Source organism: Streptomyces sp. CBMA123 (genome assembly GCF_014596465.1).
In the GTDB taxonomy this organism is placed as follows: Bacteria; Actinomycetota; Actinomycetes; order Streptomycetales; family Streptomycetaceae; genus Kitasatospora.
Window position 1 is genome coordinate 1 of the sequence record NZ_MECK01000632.1, and the last position, 17419, is coordinate 17419.

The following is a 17419-nucleotide window of genomic DNA, read 5'->3' on the forward strand; positions in this document are numbered from 1 at the left end:
CCGGGGCGCGGCGGGACCAGGCCCATCGAAGATGCAAGAGCTGTCACCGACCCAGCCCCCGCACCGCCCCCGGAATCAGGGCGCAGGACAGGCCGTGAAAACATCCCACCAGCCGTCACAACCCACTCGGTCAAAAGCCCTCGGGCAGGGCGCAGCACGGGCGCAGCAGGGGGCCCTCGATGCGCACGGGATTGTCACCTGATCCCGGGCTTCGGACGTCACCTGGCACACGCGCGGGAATCAGTCTGTAATCCCGGCCCGGTATCCGGCAGGAAACCCGCCTAACCAGCCGCATGGAATCCCGCCTTGATGTCGCAGCATGAATTCACTCGGTGCCCGCGCCTATCGGCCGATAAAGAGGCCCTCCAGCGCCCTCCAGGACACCCGGTGCCCTACAGCGAACGGACGGCCCGGGAAGGGGATCAGAAAGAGGGCTGGTCTTTGGCGGTGGGCCGGGGCCTGGCGGCCCCTCGAAAGGGGTTGTGGGTGTCGCCTGCGGCGTCACCGGAAGAAGGGGTGGTGGGTTTTCGGTGTGGGGCCTGGCGGCCCCGGTGCCGGGGTCGTCCTGGTGGCGCCTGCGGCGCCCCCGGGCAGGTGCCGGCCAGGTCCGCGACGGGGGCACCGTATCCGGCGGTGCGGGTGCGCCGAGGTGGAGCAGCACCGGCGGAGCAGGGCCGGGTGCGGCCTCCCGCCGAGGCCCCCGGGAGCGGCTCACCGGCTCCTGGACGGCGGCCTGACGGCCACCCACACCACCGCCCTGGTGGCGGGACGGCGCCCTGGACGGCTCCGAGGCGGGCGGCCGCGGAGCACGGCCACCCGTCCCGGCTCCATGCGACGCGCGAGGTATCCCGCGAGGACGTCGGCCAGGCGCAGCGACCCAAGCGACCCGGACCGCCGACCCCCGCACCGGACGGCCGAGGCCGCGCCGAGGACATCGGCGGCGGCGAGAACGGCGCGCGGCGCCGCACCGGACGGCGGCCCGACGCAGCGGGACGCCAGCGAGGACGGGCGTCACCTTGATGACTCGCGCGGGTGACCCCTCTCAGCGGAGTTTGACGGGTCTCACCGAAGTTTGACTGGTGCTGAATCTAGTCCGCGGTACAGCCCCAGTAGGCGATCTCGGCTGGTTCGCCATCTTGGTACAGCACCGTGCACCGGCCGATTCCTCGGCCGACAGGGTTCAGGAGCTGCGGTAGCGCGGCCTCCCACTGTTCGCGCGTGGGCCGACCATTGGGAGCCCAGCTTCGGACTTCGCTCCCGGTCAGTGGGCGCATCATGGCGACGTCGTCGCCGCCCTCGGCGTCGATCAGCGCATAGAAGTCGAGCACTGTGCCGGTGCCTCCCGTCAGGATGTACTCCTGCCAGTCCTCGTCCCGCCACAGCTCACTGATGCTCTGCCCCGGAAAACCGTGATCGTCCTTCGCCAGCTCCCGCGCCTGAGCCTGACGGAATGCCACTCCCAGATCATCCTGGTACGGCCCGGTTTCCGCCCATCCACTGCCACCCACGCAAAACCCTCCCTGGTCACCCGTCCTGGCTACGCCGCAGGCTAGCGGTCGCCGCTGACAGGGCCGAACGTTCGACGACCCCTGTGTGATCAGGACTGGCCGGTCAAACTTCGGTGAGACCCGTCAAACTCCACGACGGCTCGATGACACGCGCGAGCCATCCCCATCAAGGCCGGCGAACAGCAGCGACACCGGGCAGGACCGGCCCGGCGCAGCAGGACGTCGACAGCGGCCGGAATGGCGGGCGGGGGCGAGGACGAGGACGAGGGAAAACCCGGGTACCCGCGCAGCGCTGCACCAGGGACGGAACCCACGCGGCGGCCGGGCCGCCCGCTCGGCGGCGAGGACGGCGCCCGGGCGGCGGCGAGGACGGCGCCCGGGCGGACAGCGGGCAGGACGCCGGCGCGCGGCCGGGGGCCCGGACAACGCCCGGACGGCCAGCGCAGGGGACGCCAGCGCGGGACCGGGGCCCGGACGACGCCCGGACGGGCAACGGACAGGAGCCCCGCGACAGGCCGCCCACCACCGCCCTGACAGGCCGGTGCGCGTCACACCCCATTGCCCGTGACGCGCACCCACCACCCCCCGGAAACCCCCCGGAAAAACCCGCCGGAAACCCGCGGAGGCCAGGCTCGTAAAAGAGCCCGGAAAAACAGCCTGAAAACCAGTCGGAACACGACCACGGAAACACGCCGGAGAACCCCGGAAAAAACACCCGTCAATTCCCCGCCCCTGACACCCCCAACCCCGTGCATGACATGCCCACGGTGAGGACGTACAGCAACCGAAACGGGCCCCGCCACAACCACCGCAACACCCCGGCACCACCCCGACACCCCCCGACAATTGGTCCAACCAACAACACCCAAACCCCCCAAAATACCCAAAAACACCCACCCACCCGGCGACAGGTCACACCCGACGGCCCCTCGCCGGGAAGGTCGCGTCGCAGCTCTGCCTCCCGCCACGGGTTATCCGGGGTGGAGACCAGCACGGCCACCAGCTCGCGCTTGGTCGGGACCGGCAGCATCAGCGGGCCCAAGTCCTTGACGGCGCGATCCTGTTCGCACTGCGGGCACTTCAGCCGATCCGGGCGGGCCTTCTCCCGCAGCTCCAGCTTCGAGCCCTCCTTCCCCCCTGGATCGAGCCCCGGCACGTCCAGCACGGGCGCAGCACGGCGTTCACCGTACGGGGGATCTGGGCGCGTGCTGTTGGTGACAGGGCGGGAAGAGCAGAAGGCTGGGCGCGGGAAGGAGGGAACTGCCTTCGGGTCCTGCTGTTCTCCGCGAGGCTGGGGCCATGGTTCCCGGGATCTTCCGTGTGTCTCCGTTCACCAGAGAGACGACCCACTCACTCCTTGGCCGAGTCATCGCCCGCTCACTACGGCCGGGACGACGCCGATGCCGGTTTCTCGTAGCCGCACGGCCCGCTGCGACACACGTGGTATCTCATCGCCTCGCTACCTCAAAGTGATCGGATCAGGGCATTTAATGATGTTTTGTCCTGTATTTTTTGTCAGGCGTCCTGTCATGCCCGCGCCTTGTAGCGTGAGGGCGCAGGGCGCTTCGCTGTGAGGAGAGGTGAACCCGCGGATGAGTGCTCGTACTCGCGGACAGGGCGATCTGCCGTGGTACCGGGTCAGCCGTCAGTGGCCCGTGGCTTTGTTCGACAGGACCCCGGTTGGTGCCGTCGTCGCGTCCGATCCGGTCGGCTCGGGTGGACGGCGTGGGGAGCGCGGCGTGGGGGCGGTATCGGTGGGGAGCGCGCTGCTGTCCGGTATGGCGCTGCTGGCGGCCACGGCTCCACCGGTGGCCGCCGCGCCAGTGGAGGCCATGCCAGTGCGGGCGCAGCGGGCTGATCCGTCGCAGACCTTCACCTTCACCGGCGCTGCGCAGACCTTGACGGTCCCGGCGGGGGCGGTGGTGACGATCACCGCGGACGGCGCCGGCGGCGCCGACAACACCGGCACCGCCTGTTCCGTCACGGGGACGGGCGGGACGGGCGCACAGGTCGTGACCACCCTGCCGCAGACCACCGCCCCGACGACCTTCACCATCAACGTCGGCGGCACCGGCGGCAAAGGTTGCAACGGCACCGGGACGGGGGGCGCAGGCGGGTTCAACGGCGGCGCCCCGGGCGGGAGCTTCCCGGCCAGTGGTTTTCGGGACGAAGGTCCGGGTGGGGGCGGGGCCTCCAGCGTCAGCGCGGGCGGCCCCTTGCTGGTGGTCGCCGGGGGCGGCGGTGCCGCCGGCGGCACCGGAGCGGGCTCTGCGGGGGGGGACGGGGGCAACGGCGGAACAGCGGATGCCACCGGCGGTACCGCGGGAAGTGCCACCGGCCCTGGGGCTTCGCCGGGGCAGGGCGGGGGCGGCGGCAGCACCAGCACCAGTACCGGGGGTGCCGGCGGGGCCGCCGGCACCGTTCCATCCTGTGGCGCTACGCAGGGTGGGCCAGGAGGCGGGTTCTCCGGTGCCACGGTCGGCACCGGCGGCACCGGCGGCAGCATCGGCGGCGGCTGCGCCCTCACCATCACCGGTGCCGGTGGGGGCGGTGGAGGTGGGTATTTCGCCGGCGGGGGCGGCGGCAGCGGCGCCGTCAACAACCTCGGCACCTCGGCAAGTGGGGGCGGGGGCGGTGGGGGCAGCAGCTTCGCCACCCCCACGGGTATCCCCACGTCCTACGCGCCGTCGACGATCGGAACGGCGAACCACAACGGCCAGGTGACCATCTCCTATACCCTCCCGTCCTTGACCGTCACCAAGACCCACACCAGGCACTTCACCCAGGGACGGGACGGCACCTACACCATCACCGCCGGCAACGCCGCCGGGGCCGCCCCGACCGACGGCACCACGGTCACCGTGTACGACACCCTCCCCGACGGACTCAGAGCCGACAGCATCAGTGGCACGGGATGGAACTGCACCCTGAACAACCTCACCTGCACCCGTAACGACGTCCTTGCCGCCGGGAGCAGCTACCCGCCCATCACCCTGAAGGTCGACGTCTCCTGCAGCGCCCGCGACCAGGTGACGAACACCGTCACCGCCATCGGCGGCGGCGACACCGCCAGCCACACCGCCACCGACCCCACCACGATCAAGCGCCACGAGCACGACGAGCGCTGCGAGCGCCACGACCACTGGTAACCCAGCCAACCTGCGCCTGACGGCGGGGCCGTCCTCATGGACGGCCCCGCCGTCAGGCATGCGCCACTGATCAGTGGCACCGGATGCGACAACCCGCCATTCCACGCCCCCGCGCGCCAACAGGTCACACTTAGCGGCCCTTGGCCGGGTGGAGCTTCGTGTGGAGTACCCGCGCCTCCCACCACGGATCGTCGGGAACGGAGACCAGCGCCGCCACCAACCCACGCTTGGCCGGGACCGGCAGCACCAGCGGGCCCAACGCCCGTGCGGCACGGTCCCGCACGCACCCCGGGCACTCCAACCGGTCCGGCCGGCCTTCCCCCGCCGCTCCAGCTCCGAGCCCTCCTTCCCCCCGATCGAGCCCCGGCACCTCCAGCACCGGCGCAGCACGGCGTTGGCCGTGCGGGCAGCCTCCAACTGTTCTTCGGCCTCCCGTTCCAGGCGCTCCTCGCGGTCCTGGTGACAGGGCCAACAGCGGCCACCCGCGCGGCGGGTCCACCCGACCCGTCCCCCGGGGCCGTACTCCCAGGTGCTCTCCTCCTCGGGAACCTCCCCGCAGTCGATGCAGACCAGGAAGTCCATCAGCTCCTGGCGGGCCTTGTCCTCCTCGTCCTCGCGGGCGGCCTGGCGCAGGTCGTAGGCGGCCCGGTTGTCCGGGTTCTCCAGCGCCTCGATGAGGGAGTACCGGCCCGAGCGGCCGAAGCGCCACCACACCGGCCCGAGCGGCCCGCAGGCAGCCAGCAGCTCCAGCGTGGTCGCGATGATGGGCACGGCGTCGTCGTACTCGCGCCAGCCGTCGTCGTTGTCGTCGCGGACCCCCCTGCACCACCGGCCGCGCCAGCAGTCGACGGACAGGTCCGCAACGACCTGCTGCCGGTTGGCCAGCGCGACCGGTCCAGCCCCGGTGAGCACCAGCGCGACCGGCGGGTACCCGGGCCGGGTATGGGGGCCGGGCCAGGAACGGCGCCACCAGTGCACCATGCGGAGCGGCTCGAGCAGCTCCCGGTCGGCCAGGGCCGGATCGTTGTCGCGGCCCCAGACGCGGTACCGCCCAGGACGAACGCGGCGATCGTCTCGTTGACCGCCATCGCGTGCCGGGCACCGGAGCAGCCGACACCTGGCAGGCCAGCACCCGCCCCGACCACCGAACGTCTTCCCCCCGCCCCGGCACACCTGCGCCGGGCGCTCCACGGGGACGTTTGTACTATCATCCGACGCGCCCAATGCCCAACAGTGTCACGGTCGCTCGCCGGAGGGCGGGCCACCGCGAAAGCGCTGGAACTGTGGTGACATCGGGTCGAACAGGACAGGCCGTGCCGTCGAACGTGGAGTGGTCGAATGCCATCACCGGGGCGCCGCAAGGCCCTCCTCGTCGTTGGCGCCGTCGTCGCCCTGGCTGCTCTGTCCGCAGTGGTGCGCTATGCGGACCGCGAACCCAGAGCTGACGCGGGGCTGTTCAGCCAGGTGCTCCTCAGCGCCGACGGCCGCACCCTCACAACACCGGTCATGTGGGCACCGTGTCAGGAGGCCGAACCGCGGCTGTTTGCGCGCGAGACGCCGCAGACGGTCGCCGCGGATCTGAAGACTGGGCGCACCGTGGACCAGACCCACGAGTGCCCCTCAGCCGGCCGTCTGGTCAGACTCACACTCCACGCCCCTCTGGGGACCAGAGAGCTGTCGGAGGCCAACACGGGAAAGCCCTTCGTCCCGTTCCCCGCCGCCCGGCTCGCCGACGTCGGCTACCTCCCCCCGGGCTTCACCGCGATATCGGACGTCCCACAGGTCTTCGGCTCCGTGGCCGGACCCTGGACTCCCAATCCGTACAACCGCAGCGACACCATGCCCTCCTGGACCCGCTACTACGCGACCGTCGGCAAACCCGCGCTGAGCATCACCCAAAACCTCCCCGCAGCCGGCACCCACGACCCGGCACCGGGCACCCATGCCGGTCCACCGATGTCCGTCAACGGCCACAGCGCATCCCTCGTGTGCGACACGGATTCCGAACGCGCCCTCACCTGGTCCGACGGCGTCAGCACCTTCACCGTGGTGAGCATCGACCCGCGCCACGCGGCGCTCTCGACCTCCGAGCTCCTCCGGGTGGCCAACGGCCTGCGGAACCCCTGAGCTTGTGCTTTATCCATCAGGCTCGAATGTCGGCTCGAACGTAATCACCCGGATGGGGATTCGCCGGACGTGAGGGCGGCCTTCGTCTGATCCTGTGCTCCGACCAAGGTGCACGTGATCTCGACGAAGGCCGTGAGGGTGAGTCTGCTGCCTGATGCTGTCTGCGGGGAGGCGTTTGCGGAGGCGTCACGCTTCCGGGGTGACTTCTACGCATGTCTGACCGGTCGGCGCGACGTGTTGTTCGAGCTGGCCGACGCGCTGTTGTGTGCGGACGGGCCGGTGACGTCGCCGGTTGACCTGACGCTGGTTGCCGAGCACCGACGTGGGCACGGGGCGCTGTACGACGCGCTCAACCGCGGCCGCCTCGACGTGGTGCGGCTGCGGCGGACGCTGGCCGCGCTGTCCCAGCCGAAGGCCGCCGATGACCGGCTGGTCCTGGCCGTGGACGTGAGCAACTGGTTGCGGCCGGACGCCGAATGCAGCGCGGACAGGCTGTTCTGCCATACCTTCGGCCGCGACCAGCACCTGATGATCCCCGGCTGGCCGTACTCGTTCGTCGCCGCACTGGAGGCGGGCCGCACGTCCTGGTGCCAGTTGCTGGACGCCGTGCGGCTCGGCCCCGAGGACGACGTCGCCGAGGTCACCGCCGTCCAGGTCCGCCGTGTCGTCGAGGACCTGATTACCGCCGGCCGTTGGCACAAAGGCGATCCGGACATCCTGGTCGTCTTCGACGCCGGCTACGACGCCCCGCGCATGGCCTACCTCCTCGACAGGCTGCCCGTCGAGGTCCTGGGACGGATGCGCTCGGACCGCGTCATGCGCCGGCCGACACCCACCCAGCTGGAGTACTCCCGGGCCTATCCCCGGGGCGGGCGGCCTCCCAAGCACGGCAAGGAGTTCCGCTTCGCCAAGCCCGAGACCTGGGGCGAGCCGCACACGGCGACCGTCCAGGTCACCGACCGCTACGGAACAGCCCGGGCGATGGCCTGGGACCGTCTCCACCCCCGGCTCACCACCCGCTCCGCCTGGATCGACCACGACGGTGAACTCCCCATCATCGAAGGGACATTGATCCGTCTCGAGGTGGACCGCCTGACCGGCGGCGGCGACCCGCTGCCGCTGTGGCTGTGGTCCTCCGCCACCGGCCTGACGGGCGCTGACATCGATCTGCGCTGGCAGGCGTTCCTGCGGCGCTTCGACCTGGAGCACACGTTCCGCATGATCAAGCAGACCCTCGGCTGGACCCGGCCGAAGCTCCGCACCCCGGCAGCGGCGGACCGGTGGACGTGGTTGATCATCGTCGCGCATACCCAGCTACGGCTTGCCCGTCCGCTCGCCGAGGACGTCCGCCGGCCCTGGGAGCGACCGATGGAACCGAACAGGCTCACCCCGGCCCGGGTCCGCCGGGGGTTCAGAAACCTCCGCCCGGCCTTGCACTGCCCGGCCCGTGCGCCGAAACCCTCACGTCCAGGCCCCGGTAGGCCACTCGGGTCGAAGAACCAGCGACCGGCCACCCGCTATGACGTGGGCAAAACCGTCCGCCGCCCGGAGAGCATTAGCGAACGCGACCGGATCAGACCGTGAGGGACAAGATCAGACAACCCTGACGACATCCGACAACGGGATATCTATCCTGGTCGCGTCGCCGAAAATGTCCACCGTCAACTCGACACGGCCCCGAACATGGTCAACAGCCACGACAGGGCTCGTGAAGTCCGTGAACGGCCCACCGGTAATCCGCACATCGGCCCCAACCTGGATGTCCATCTCGTGCGTCACACCAGCCCCCTTCACGCCACTACGTCAATCAGCCACCGCCGACAGAAGCCAACCTACCTTCGGCGGATGGGGCCGAACCGCCCGGGGCAGGCTGCGATGCGACCGTTGGTTAAAGCACAAGCTGAGTACCTGTTCCTAAAGCTCCCAGTGGCATTTGCCCAGGTCAAAAATCGAACGCCGGGGTCAGGGTCGGCTGGCGAGCCAGCCCGATGATCTGTTGGGCCGGTGATGGCCGCCAGAGGCAGCCGGAAAAGGTGTCGCTCCACCAGTCATTGACCGGTACGGTGCGCCGTTGTGGATGTTGGAGATCCGAAGGACTTGGTCCGGCGTGGGTACGACCTGCTGTCCGTGCACTACGAGCGAGTGTTCAACAGCGAGACGAAGTACGGATCGTGGATCGAAGAGCTGCTCGGGCGTCTCCCGGAGGCGGGCACCGTGCTGGACGTAGGGTGCGGGACCGGAGTCCCCGTGGTCCGGTCGCTCGCCGCAGCGGGGCACCGTGTCACTGGCGTCGACATCAGCGACGTCCAGGTCCAGCGGGCTCGGGAACTGGTGCCGGAGGCCGAGTTCATTCGAGCGGACGCCACGACCCTGGCGTTCCCGTCGGGAACCTTCGACGCTGTGATCTGCCTGTACGCGCTGATCCACATTCCTGTCGAAGAACAGCCGGCCCTGCTGAAACGGATCGCATCGTGGCTGCGGCCGGGAGGCTGGTTCCTGGTCACCACCGGGTATCGGGCCTGGACCGGGACCGACGAGAACTGGCTTGGAGGCGGAGCCGCGATGTGGTGGAGTCACGCGGACGCGGACACGAACCGGTCCTGGCTGTTGCAAGCCGGCTTGGAGGTGTCGCGCGAGGAGTTCGTCCCCGAGGGCGATGGCGGCCATATCCTGTTCTGGGCACAGCAGCCTGAAAGCTGACGGGTAGTCGGCGGCCGTGGGAGAGTGACTGCCGGACGGCGCCCCGGGCGGGATCGGGCCAGGGTGGTGGCGGTGACCGTGAGAACGATCAGTCCCGCTGGGCCTCGCGGAGGCAGGCTGTCCCGACCGCTTGGACTGCCGCTGGGTGATGCGCCTGGTCATCAAGGTGATCGCGGCCCAGGTGATCAGCGACTCGGAGTGCTGGACGAGGCGCTCGTAGTCCCGGGCGTGCCGACGCGCGTGCATCACTCAGGCGTGACTTCGCTCGACGACCCAGCGGCGGGGCAGGACCACGAACCCCTTCGCGTCCTTAGGCCGGCTGACCGTCTTGACCGTGAGGTTCAGGTACTTCTTCGCCCAGCCGACCAACTGCCCGGCGTAGGCGGAGGCGGCCCAGACGATCGTGATTTCCGAGTGCATCAGCCGCAGTCGGAACAGCACCTCCTTCGCCGCGTCGCGGTCGGTCATGTCGGCGGGGGTGACCATGACGAACAGCGGCAGGCCCTTGGTGTCCACCACCAGGTGCCGCTTCCTGCCGTTGATCTTTTTCGCCGCGTCGTAGCCGCGCGAGTCGCGGCCGACCGTCTCAGCGGCCTTCACCGACTGGGAGTCGATGACGGTGGCGACCGCGCCGGGGGCCCGGCCCATGTCGCGGCGGACCCGGGCGCGGAGCTGGCCGATCACCCCCGGCCGCCGCCCAGCGGGCCATGAACCCGAAGACGGTCCGCCAGGGAGGGAAGTCCTTCGGCAGCGCGCGCCACTTGCAGCCCGTGTCCACGATGTAGCGGATCGCATCCACGATCTCCCGGCGCGGATGCTTCTCCGGGCGCCCGCCGGCCTTCGTCTCGCAGGCCGGTGTCGGCAGTAGCGGCTCGATGAGCGCCCACTCGTCGTCGAAGGTGTCCGAGGGGTAGCAGCGGCGGCGCGTCACGAACTCCCCCTTCGTATCTCAGGGCAGGCAGTTGGCGGGCCCGGCCGCCTCCGGCGGCCGGGCCCGGGGTCGGTCAGGCGTCGATGTAGTCGGCGATCACGTCGAGCGTGGACTCCACCGAGCTGAGCTGGGTGTTCAGGTGCTTGATCCAGCGGCCCTTGGGCTGCAGGACGGCGTGCGGGGCGACGACGCCGGTGATGAACCGGCGGATCTCGGTGAGCTTCTCGCGGATCACCGCGACCTCGTATGCCTGGAGCTCGACGGGGTGGGAGCAGAACTTGTAGCCGTCCGCCCGGCTCCAGATCAGCGGCGGCCAGTTCCGCTCGGCGATGATGTCGCGCAGGCAGGCAAGCCCCGCTCTGACCTGGCTCTTGCTGAGCGCCGAGGCCCGGGTGAGCTGGTCGAAGGCCAGCCCGGCGGGGCGGGCCTCGAAGAGGACCTTGCGGACGGTGTCGGCGTGCCGCTCGGCCGCCGCCGACCTGCGCTCGGAGGCGCGAGGCATCGCCTACTCACCCTGGAGCAGGCGGGCCAGCTCGCCGTCCATGTCGACCTTCCCGGTGTCGACCGCGGTCTCGATCCAGTCGAGCGTCGCCCGCACCCGGGCGACGTTCTCGTGGACGATCACGCGCTCGTTGTCGCCGAGCTCGCGGTCGCGCAGGCTCGGAACGACCCGGCCGGCCGCGGCGACGAACGCGTGGCAGGCGGTCACCAGGTCCAGGAACTCCACCGTCCGGTCGATGTTGCGGACCGCCGGCGCGAGCGGGCTGTTCTCCTCGAAGTGCTCGCGGGCCTGGCGGCCCCGCTCGACCTGGGCGTGGTTGACCTGGTGGCGGGCGGTGTCGTCGGCCATCGCCCGGGCCGCGACATCCGGACGCCGCAGCAGGCCGGTGGTCACCTCCGCCGCCACGTGGTCGTCGCGGGTCAGTTCCTCCACCACCCGGACCTTGTCCTCCGGCTTGACCTGCGCGACCACGGTCGGGCGCCGCAGGAGATCGCCCGTCACGGTGGCGGCGACTTCCTCGTCCTGGGCGAGGGTGTGGATCGCGCTGACCTTCTCCTGCGGGGTCACCGGGACGTCGACCTGCCGGCCGACCCGCCGGTTCGCGCCGTCCGCCGTCCAGCGGGACTTGCCCTCCGGCGGCGTGAGGATCGCGGCGAACCGCTCGTTCTCATCGGCTATGCCCGCCAGGATGCGGTGGACCGTGAACGACACTTTCGGCTGCTGGCGCTCCTTCGGCCAGCGTGAGGCCGTCCACCGGGTGTCCTTGATCGACGCGTAGGACAGGCCGATGTCCTCCGCCAGCCGGACCAGCGAACCCTTCACCGAGAACATCTCATTCGCCGGCGCCGAGCCGCCCACCTCCCGCATCGGCTCGATCTCCAGCGCGTAGTCGCCGATCACGAACTGGCCCCTGGTCTGGCTCTCCACCACCTCGCGCAGCCTGGCCACGATCTCCTCGTAGCGGCTGACGCTAACACTTCCGACCTTCTCGGTCTCCTGAGCCATGTGGAATCTCACCACCAACTCGCCTACCGGGCACGGCAGTTGGCCGCGACGGGACCGGTCCGCTTCCGCGCAGCAGAGTCCGGCCCGGAATGTGGGGGGATTACAACAACTAGCTTGCGAATGAACGAAGTTGAACGAATCGCGACCGTCTCGGCGTTCGCTCAACGGTCACTGTGACCGTTGAGCGAACGGTTCGTTCCGGGCCCTCCAGGCCCTCATCACGCACCGCCGCGAGCAGTACCGGGCGTTCGAACGCCGGTCCACCCCGGCCGCCCACCACGCGTCACACTCCGGGCACTCCACTCGCCCGGCCCCGCTCAGCTCTGCCGCCACCCGCTTCCGCAGCCGCTGGTCCACCCGCCACTGCCTGGCACGACACGCCGTCGAGCAGAACCGCGCACCGGGCCGCGACTCCGGCCGGGGCGGCCGTAGCGCCACCAGACGGGGCCGAGGGGGCCGCGGGCGGCCGGCCGGATCGCCGTAGCGGCGACTTCAGCGAGGAGTGATCAAAAGGCGGTGAGTACGTGTCAGAGCGATGAGAAGATCTTGGACGAACACTGTGGCCCGGGCAGACCCGCCCGCTGCCGCTCAGATCGGGAAGAGTCGAGATGCGCAAGATCCGTCCCCTGCTGCCCGCCGTCCTGGCGCTCGGCCTGGTGCCCGTAGCAGCACCGTCCAGCTCCGCCGTGGCCAGCGCCTCGGACGTCCAGATACCCATCGGCCAGTACGCCACGGGAGGCCCGAGGACCCGGACCGTCGGGTCGGCCCCGCAGACCATCACCGACGGCATCACCTACCAGACGTACACCCAGGGCTTCCGCTCGCAGGCGCCGTTCGGCACAGCGAAGGGCGACCACTGGACGCTCGCGCTGTTCGCCGGGTCGACCCCGGGCGAGCGGGGACAACTGACGGACGCGCAGAGCATGCAGACGCAGTTCGGCAAGGACCTGTCCGGGCTGAAGGACCCGACCCACATCGACGAGATCGACGCACCGCCCGGCGGCACCAGGGCCGACGTCACTTTCGCCGGCCAAGGTGTGGCCTGGGCCCTCCGGCTCGGGACTTACAACACGAAGGACGAGGCCGACGCGGCCAAGAAGACGGCCGAGGCCGACGCGGCCAAGAAGGACGCCGCAGCCCATGTGGACTACCCGGCCGACACGCTGGGCTTCGTTCACAACGCCGACGGCACTCAGCACATCGACGAGGTCACCGGCAAGCCAGCTTCCTGGACGGCCGAGGTGATCTACGACGCCGTCAACGGCGCCCCGACGACCGGTCCGTGGTCGATCCGCGTGGTCACCGTCGACCCGGCCAAGTATGACCTCCAGAGCACCTTCGGCGGGACGATATCCAACCCGGACAAGCTACGGGACATGGTCGGCGTGACCGGGGCCACGGTCGCGATCAATGCGTCCGAGGGCGTGCCGGTCGGCAGGGAGCCAGGCGTGGTGGCCAAGGACGCGGCTGACGCCGGTTACACCGGTGACGTCCAAGGGGTCCAGGTGCGGAACGACGGCATCTTCAGCGAGGCCAACAACGGCCGCAGCGCCCTCATCCTGAACGGCAGGGACCCGGCGGACCCGAACGGCGCGATCACCGACGTCCGGATCGGTCAGGTCTCCACCCGGATCAAGGTGACCGCGACCGACCCTGCCACCCACCAGCCCGACCCGCGCACGATCCTCGGCGTCGACCGGCCGGCCGGCCACATCGTCGGCTGCGGGTACCAGGGCGACGGGCCGGACGAGTACGCCCCGGTTATGCGTTACGGAGACTGTCAGGACAAGAACGACCTCACGGCCTTCCGGTCGGAGTGGGGCCCAACGACGCCGACCGTCGACCCGAAGCTGAACGCGGACGCCTTCGAGCTCCTGCTGGACGCCAACTGGGTGGTCCAGGGCATCCATGCGTCCGGTGACGTCATCCCCCCGGGGCAGATCGTGCTCCAGGGCCTCGGCGCCAGCGCGACCTGGCTGAAGAAGTACGCGCAGCGCGGCACCGTACTCTCGCCCTCCGCCGACATCACCGACACCCCGACCGGGAAATCCATCACCAACGCCAACCTGGGCGTCCTCGCCGGCGGTTGCGGACCGTCCTTGCTCGACAAGGAAGGGGTCTACCTCAGCATGAAGGCGGACGGCATCCTCGGTGCGGACGAGCGGGGCTACAACCTGCCCGGCTTCATCAACAACGAGTCGGCCGAGCGCCACCCCCGGACGATGGTCGGCGTCACGGCCCCGGACCCGCAGACGGGCAAGCACAAGCTCATGCTGGTCACCGTGGACGGCCGCGACGCGGACACCAGCATCGGGATGTCCATCCTGGAGACGGCCCAGCTGATGAAGGCCCTGGGTGCGCAGGAGGCCCTGTCGATGGGCTGCGGCGGTGACACCGCGATGTTCATCAACGGGGTCCTCTACAACAACCCCATGAACGGCTGGGGCACCCCAGACCAGGACGCCCCTTACGAGCGGCACCTCCCCAACGCCCTGGTGGCGCTGCCCAAGAAGTAGCCCGGGGGCCCGCCTCCCGGCGGAAAAGCAGTGCCGGAGCAGCGGCCGAGGGCCGTAGGCTCGGCGCACTCGGGACAGGCAGAGCTGGGGGCGGGATGAGCAGAGGAGCAGCAGAGCAGTGGTCGGGGCCGTGAACGCGCTGGGCGGGAGGTGGGCCGAGACGGCCGAGGCAGCGGGGGCGAGCACGGTGTACTCCCCGGTCGGGGTGTGGCCGCTACTCGGGCTGCTGGCCGCCGGGGCGGCCGCCCGGCCAGGGGGCGCGCCACCGGACGGCCAGGGCGGGCACGGGCGCAGCGGCCGGGCGGCCTGGCGGCCAACCACGACGGCGGCCAAGGCGTCGGCGTAGCGGGTGGGGCCGGTGCTGACGAGCCGTCCTCAGGCCCCCGCCACCACCGCAATCCCAACCCGAATCCACACCACCGCCCGGAAGCCAATCCACCAAAAGAATCACACGGAATAACCAGCGGAATTCACCCCAAAAACAACCCACACCACCCCCCAACCCCACCCCGTCACCACACACAGTCACCAAGCCCGGACCACAACCACGACCCGCACCACTAACAGGCACGACCAAAGGTCCGGTCAACCCGCCATCCAGAGCCATTCCACCCCCACCACAACCAACAACAGGTCACACCCGACGGTCCCTCGCCGGGTAGAGCTTTGCGTGCAGTAGCCGGTCTTCCCACCAGGGGTCATCCGGGGTGGAGACCAGTGCGGCCATCTGCTCGCGTTTGGTCAAGGCGGGCAGCACCAGCGGGCCCAAGTCCTTGACGGCGCGGTCCTGTTCGCACTGTGGGCACTCCAGCCGGTCCGGGCCGGCCTTCTCCCGCAGCTCCAGCTTCGAGCCCTCCTTCCCGCCGATCGAGCCCCGGCACGTCCAGCACGGGCGCAGCGCGGCGTTGGCCGCGCGGGCCGCCTCCAGTTGCTCTTCGGTCTCCCGTTCCAGGCGCTCGGTGTGCTCCCGGTGGCAGGTCCAGCAGCGGCCACCCGGGCGGCGGGTCCACTCCACCTGTCGGCCGTCGGGGCCGTAGTGCCAGGTGCTCTCCTGCTTGGGGACGTTGCCGCAGTCGGCGCAGGCGAGGGTGCGCATCCACTCTCGGTGGTCCTGGCGGGCCTTCTTCTCCCGGGCCTTCTGGCGCTGGTCGTAGGCGGCGCGGTTGTTCGGGTTCTCCAACGCCTCGAGCAGACAGTGCCGGCCGGGGACGCCGTAGCGCCACCAGACGGGGCCGAGGGGGCCGCGGGCGGCCAGCAGCTCAAGGGTGGTCGCGAGGATGGGCACGGCGTCGTCGTACTCGCGCCAGCCGTCGCCGTCGTTGTCATCCTGGGGCACTGTCCACCACTGCCCGCGCCAGCACTCGGCCGACAGGTCCGCCACGGCCTCCCGGCGGCCTGCCAGGGCGACGGGCCCGGCGCCGGTGACGACCAGGGCGACGGGCGGGTACCCGGGCCGGGTGTGGCCGACCGCACGGCGCCACCAATGCACCGTGCGGTCGGCCGGGTCCTGCTCGGCCAGCGTGGGGTCGGTGCTCTTCACCCTGGTGCGGAACAGCTCGAGGTAGGCGGTGAACTTCACGGCGACCCGCTGCGGCGCCATGGTGGAACGGTCGACCTCGACCATCAGGACCGGCACCCCGATCTCCGAAGCCTGGAGCACCGCGTCCGGGCCTTGTTCGTCACCACGCCGGGGCGCCGGAGCTGGTCGGCGGCGGCGGCCTGGTCCGTCGCGGTTGTCGGGCTGGGCGGGGCGCTGAGGGGTGCTCGCGGGCTACTACCGGTGTCGTGGTCGCTGCTGCCACTTCGGGATATCCGGCGCTCCTAACAGCCGCCAAGCCCGTTCCGGATCCGCGCGCCGCTCCCTCTCCAACCACCACCCCGGCCCGCCTTTGAGCGGGCGTGCGGCCGGCCATGCCGGACGCAACGGGAAAGGGTCAAGCGGTCAGGGTGCTTCCGTCCGCGAAACCCGCGAACGAGCGCACCCGGACCGCAACCACAACGACCACAAACCGACAAAAGGCAGGGAGAAAGAGGGTTGTCGGAATCCAGCGACGGCCCGGATTCGGGCGCTGAACCGCGCGGATTCGCCTTTCGGGCGCGAGGTGGCCGGCGGGGGCGGCGGGCTGGCGTCGGGCCCTACCGCCGGGTCAGTTCGCAGCCGTCCGGTCCGCAGGCCTGCGCGTCGGCCCCGCCGACCGGGATGAGCGGTGCCGGGAGCCGGCTCTCCCAGGCCTGCTCCAGCGCGCGGGTGAACGTCTCCGCCGGCTGCGTGTCGGAGACCCCGAGTCGCCGGTCGAGGACGAAGAACGGCACGCCCGTCGCTCCCAGGGCGCTCGCCGTCGCCTCGTCCTCGCGCACCGCCTGCGCGTACGCCTGCGGATCGGCCAGCACGGCGGCGGCCGCCCCGCTGTCCAGCCCGGCCTCGGCGGCCAGCTCGACCAGCCGCTGCGCGTCGAACGCCGAGCGCTCCTCGGCGAAGTTGGCCCGGTACAGCGCGTCCAGCAGCTCGGCCTGCCGGCCGTGCTCCTTGGCGAAGTGCAGCAGCCGGTGCATGTCGAAGGAGTTCGCCGCGTCCCGTCCGCTGTCCAGGTACGGCAGCCCCTGCGCGTGCGCGTTCTCCGCGATCCGGGCCTCGGCCGCCTCGGCCTGTTCCAGGCTCATCCCGTACTTCGCGGCGAGCAGCGGGATCACGGGACGGGCCGTACGGGGCGCGTTCGGGTCCAGCTCGAACGAGCGGTGCACGACCTCCACCTCCGCGCGGTGCGGGAACACCGCCAGGGCCTGCTCGAACCGGGCCTTGCCGATGTAGCACCACGGGCAGTTGATATCGCTCCACACTTCGCCGCGGAGCCGCCAACACGCCGACCGTAGCCGAGCCTTGGGCGGCTGCCCACCGATTTGTTTCGGCGTCGCCCTGATCCTCCGCGACGGGGAGGACGGCGGATGGCGCGCCCGGTGGGAAGACCGTCGGGCCGCCGGCT

13 protein-coding genes and 1 pseudogene are annotated in these 17419 nt (G+C 70.6%); 6 read left to right on the forward strand and 8 right to left on the reverse strand.

Annotated elements, in window-relative coordinates:
- Nucleotides 1-1088: 1088 nt before the first annotated feature.
- Together BG452_RS43125 and BG452_RS43130 are read right to left on the reverse strand one after the other, a co-directional pair.
- Nucleotides 1089-1457, reverse strand: coding sequence for a hypothetical protein (locus BG452_RS43125; RefSeq protein ID WP_317621511.1), 369 nt, complete (start codon nucleotides 1455-1457; stop codon nucleotides 1089-1091).
- Between the two features lie 1696 nt (nucleotides 1458-3153).
- Nucleotides 3154-3564: a hypothetical protein gene (locus BG452_RS43130; RefSeq protein WP_188309853.1), complete on the reverse strand. Its 411-nt coding sequence runs from the start codon at nucleotides 3562-3564 to the stop codon at nucleotides 3154-3156.
- Between the two features lie 691 nt (nucleotides 3565-4255).
- Between BG452_RS43130 and BG452_RS43135 the strand changes: the two genes are divergently transcribed.
- From BG452_RS43135 to BG452_RS43145, 3 genes are all read left to right on the forward strand, one after another.
- A complete protein-coding gene (locus BG452_RS43135; RefSeq protein WP_188309854.1) occupies nucleotides 4256-4657 on the forward strand; it encodes a DUF11 domain-containing protein in 402 nt (133 codons plus the stop codon).
- Nucleotides 4658-5995: 1338 nt separating this feature from the next.
- Nucleotides 5996-6784, forward strand: a complete 789-nt coding sequence (locus BG452_RS43140) for a hypothetical protein (RefSeq protein ID WP_188309855.1) — start codon at nucleotides 5996-5998, stop codon at nucleotides 6782-6784.
- Nucleotides 6785-6922: 138 nt separating this feature from the next.
- Nucleotides 6923-8368, forward strand: a complete 1446-nt coding sequence (locus BG452_RS43145) for an NF041680 family putative transposase (protein WP_188309856.1) — start codon at nucleotides 6923-6925, stop codon at nucleotides 8366-8368.
- Between the two features lie 9 nt (nucleotides 8369-8377).
- On the opposite strand, the gene BG452_RS43150 is transcribed toward BG452_RS43145, so the two are convergent.
- Entirely contained in the window at nucleotides 8378-8563 is a 186-nt protein-coding gene (locus BG452_RS43150) for a hypothetical protein (RefSeq protein WP_188309857.1), read from the reverse strand.
- Between the two features lie 363 nt (nucleotides 8564-8926).
- Between BG452_RS43150 and BG452_RS43155 the strand changes: the two genes are divergently transcribed.
- Nucleotides 8927-9484: a class I SAM-dependent methyltransferase gene (locus BG452_RS43155; RefSeq protein ID WP_317621517.1), complete on the forward strand. Its 558-nt coding sequence runs from the start codon at nucleotides 8927-8929 to the stop codon at nucleotides 9482-9484.
- Between the two features lie 141 nt (nucleotides 9485-9625).
- Here BG452_RS43155 and BG452_RS43160 read toward each other — a convergent pair.
- The 3 genes and pseudogenes from BG452_RS43160 to BG452_RS43170 form a co-directional block, all read right to left on the reverse strand.
- A pseudogene (locus BG452_RS43160) lies at nucleotides 9626-10415 on the reverse strand (IS5 family transposase); the annotation flags it as partial.
- Nucleotides 10416-10488: 73 nt separating this feature from the next.
- Nucleotides 10489-10917: a RacP protein gene (locus BG452_RS43165; protein WP_188309858.1), complete on the reverse strand. Its 429-nt coding sequence runs from the start codon at nucleotides 10915-10917 to the stop codon at nucleotides 10489-10491.
- A 3-nt stretch (nucleotides 10918-10920) separates the two neighbouring features.
- On the reverse strand, nucleotides 10921-11922 hold the full coding sequence (locus BG452_RS43170) for a DUF6192 family protein (RefSeq protein WP_188309859.1): 1002 nt from the start codon (nucleotides 11920-11922) through the stop codon (nucleotides 10921-10923).
- Nucleotides 11923-12530: 608 nt separating this feature from the next.
- Here BG452_RS43170 and BG452_RS43175 point away from each other — a divergent pair.
- On the forward strand, nucleotides 12531-14438 hold the full coding sequence (locus tag BG452_RS43175) for a phosphodiester glycosidase family protein (RefSeq protein WP_188309860.1): 1908 nt from the start codon (nucleotides 12531-12533) through the stop codon (nucleotides 14436-14438).
- 118 nt (nucleotides 14439-14556) lie between these two features.
- Nucleotides 14557-14784, forward strand: a complete 228-nt coding sequence (locus BG452_RS43180; RefSeq protein ID WP_188309861.1) for a hypothetical protein — start codon at nucleotides 14557-14559, stop codon at nucleotides 14782-14784.
- A 288-nt stretch (nucleotides 14785-15072) separates the two neighbouring features.
- Here BG452_RS43180 and BG452_RS43185 read toward each other — a convergent pair whose 3' ends face one another.
- Both BG452_RS43185 and BG452_RS43190 read right to left on the reverse strand, forming a co-directional pair.
- Complete coding sequence (locus tag BG452_RS43185) at nucleotides 15073-16098, reverse strand: hypothetical protein (RefSeq protein ID WP_188309862.1); 1026 nt, start codon at nucleotides 16096-16098, stop codon at nucleotides 15073-15075.
- A 476-nt stretch (nucleotides 16099-16574) separates the two neighbouring features.
- Nucleotides 16575-17276, reverse strand: a complete 702-nt coding sequence (locus BG452_RS43190; RefSeq protein WP_317621512.1) for a DsbA family oxidoreductase — start codon at nucleotides 17274-17276, stop codon at nucleotides 16575-16577.
- Nucleotides 17277-17419 lie beyond the last annotated feature (143 nt).

Excerpts from the sequence above, each read along its gene's own strand:
- BG452_RS43130 (WP_188309853.1), bottom strand. The coding sequence starts at position 3,564 with ATGGTGAAGGTCGTCGGGGCGGTGGTCTGCGGCAGGGTGGTCACGACC.
- BG452_RS43140 (WP_188309855.1), top strand. The coding sequence starts at position 5,996 with ATGCCATCACCGGGGCGCCGCAAGGCCCTCCTCGTCGTTGGCGCCGTC.
- BG452_RS43165 (WP_188309858.1), bottom strand. The coding sequence starts at position 10,917 with ATGCCTCGCGCCTCCGAGCGCAGGTCGGCGGCGGCCGAGCGGCACGCC.
- BG452_RS43170 (WP_188309859.1), bottom strand. The coding sequence starts at position 11,922 with ATGGCTCAGGAGACCGAGAAGGTCGGAAGTGTTAGCGTCAGCCGCTAC.
- BG452_RS43175 (WP_188309860.1), top strand. The coding sequence starts at position 12,531 with ATGCGCAAGATCCGTCCCCTGCTGCCCGCCGTCCTGGCGCTCGGCCTG.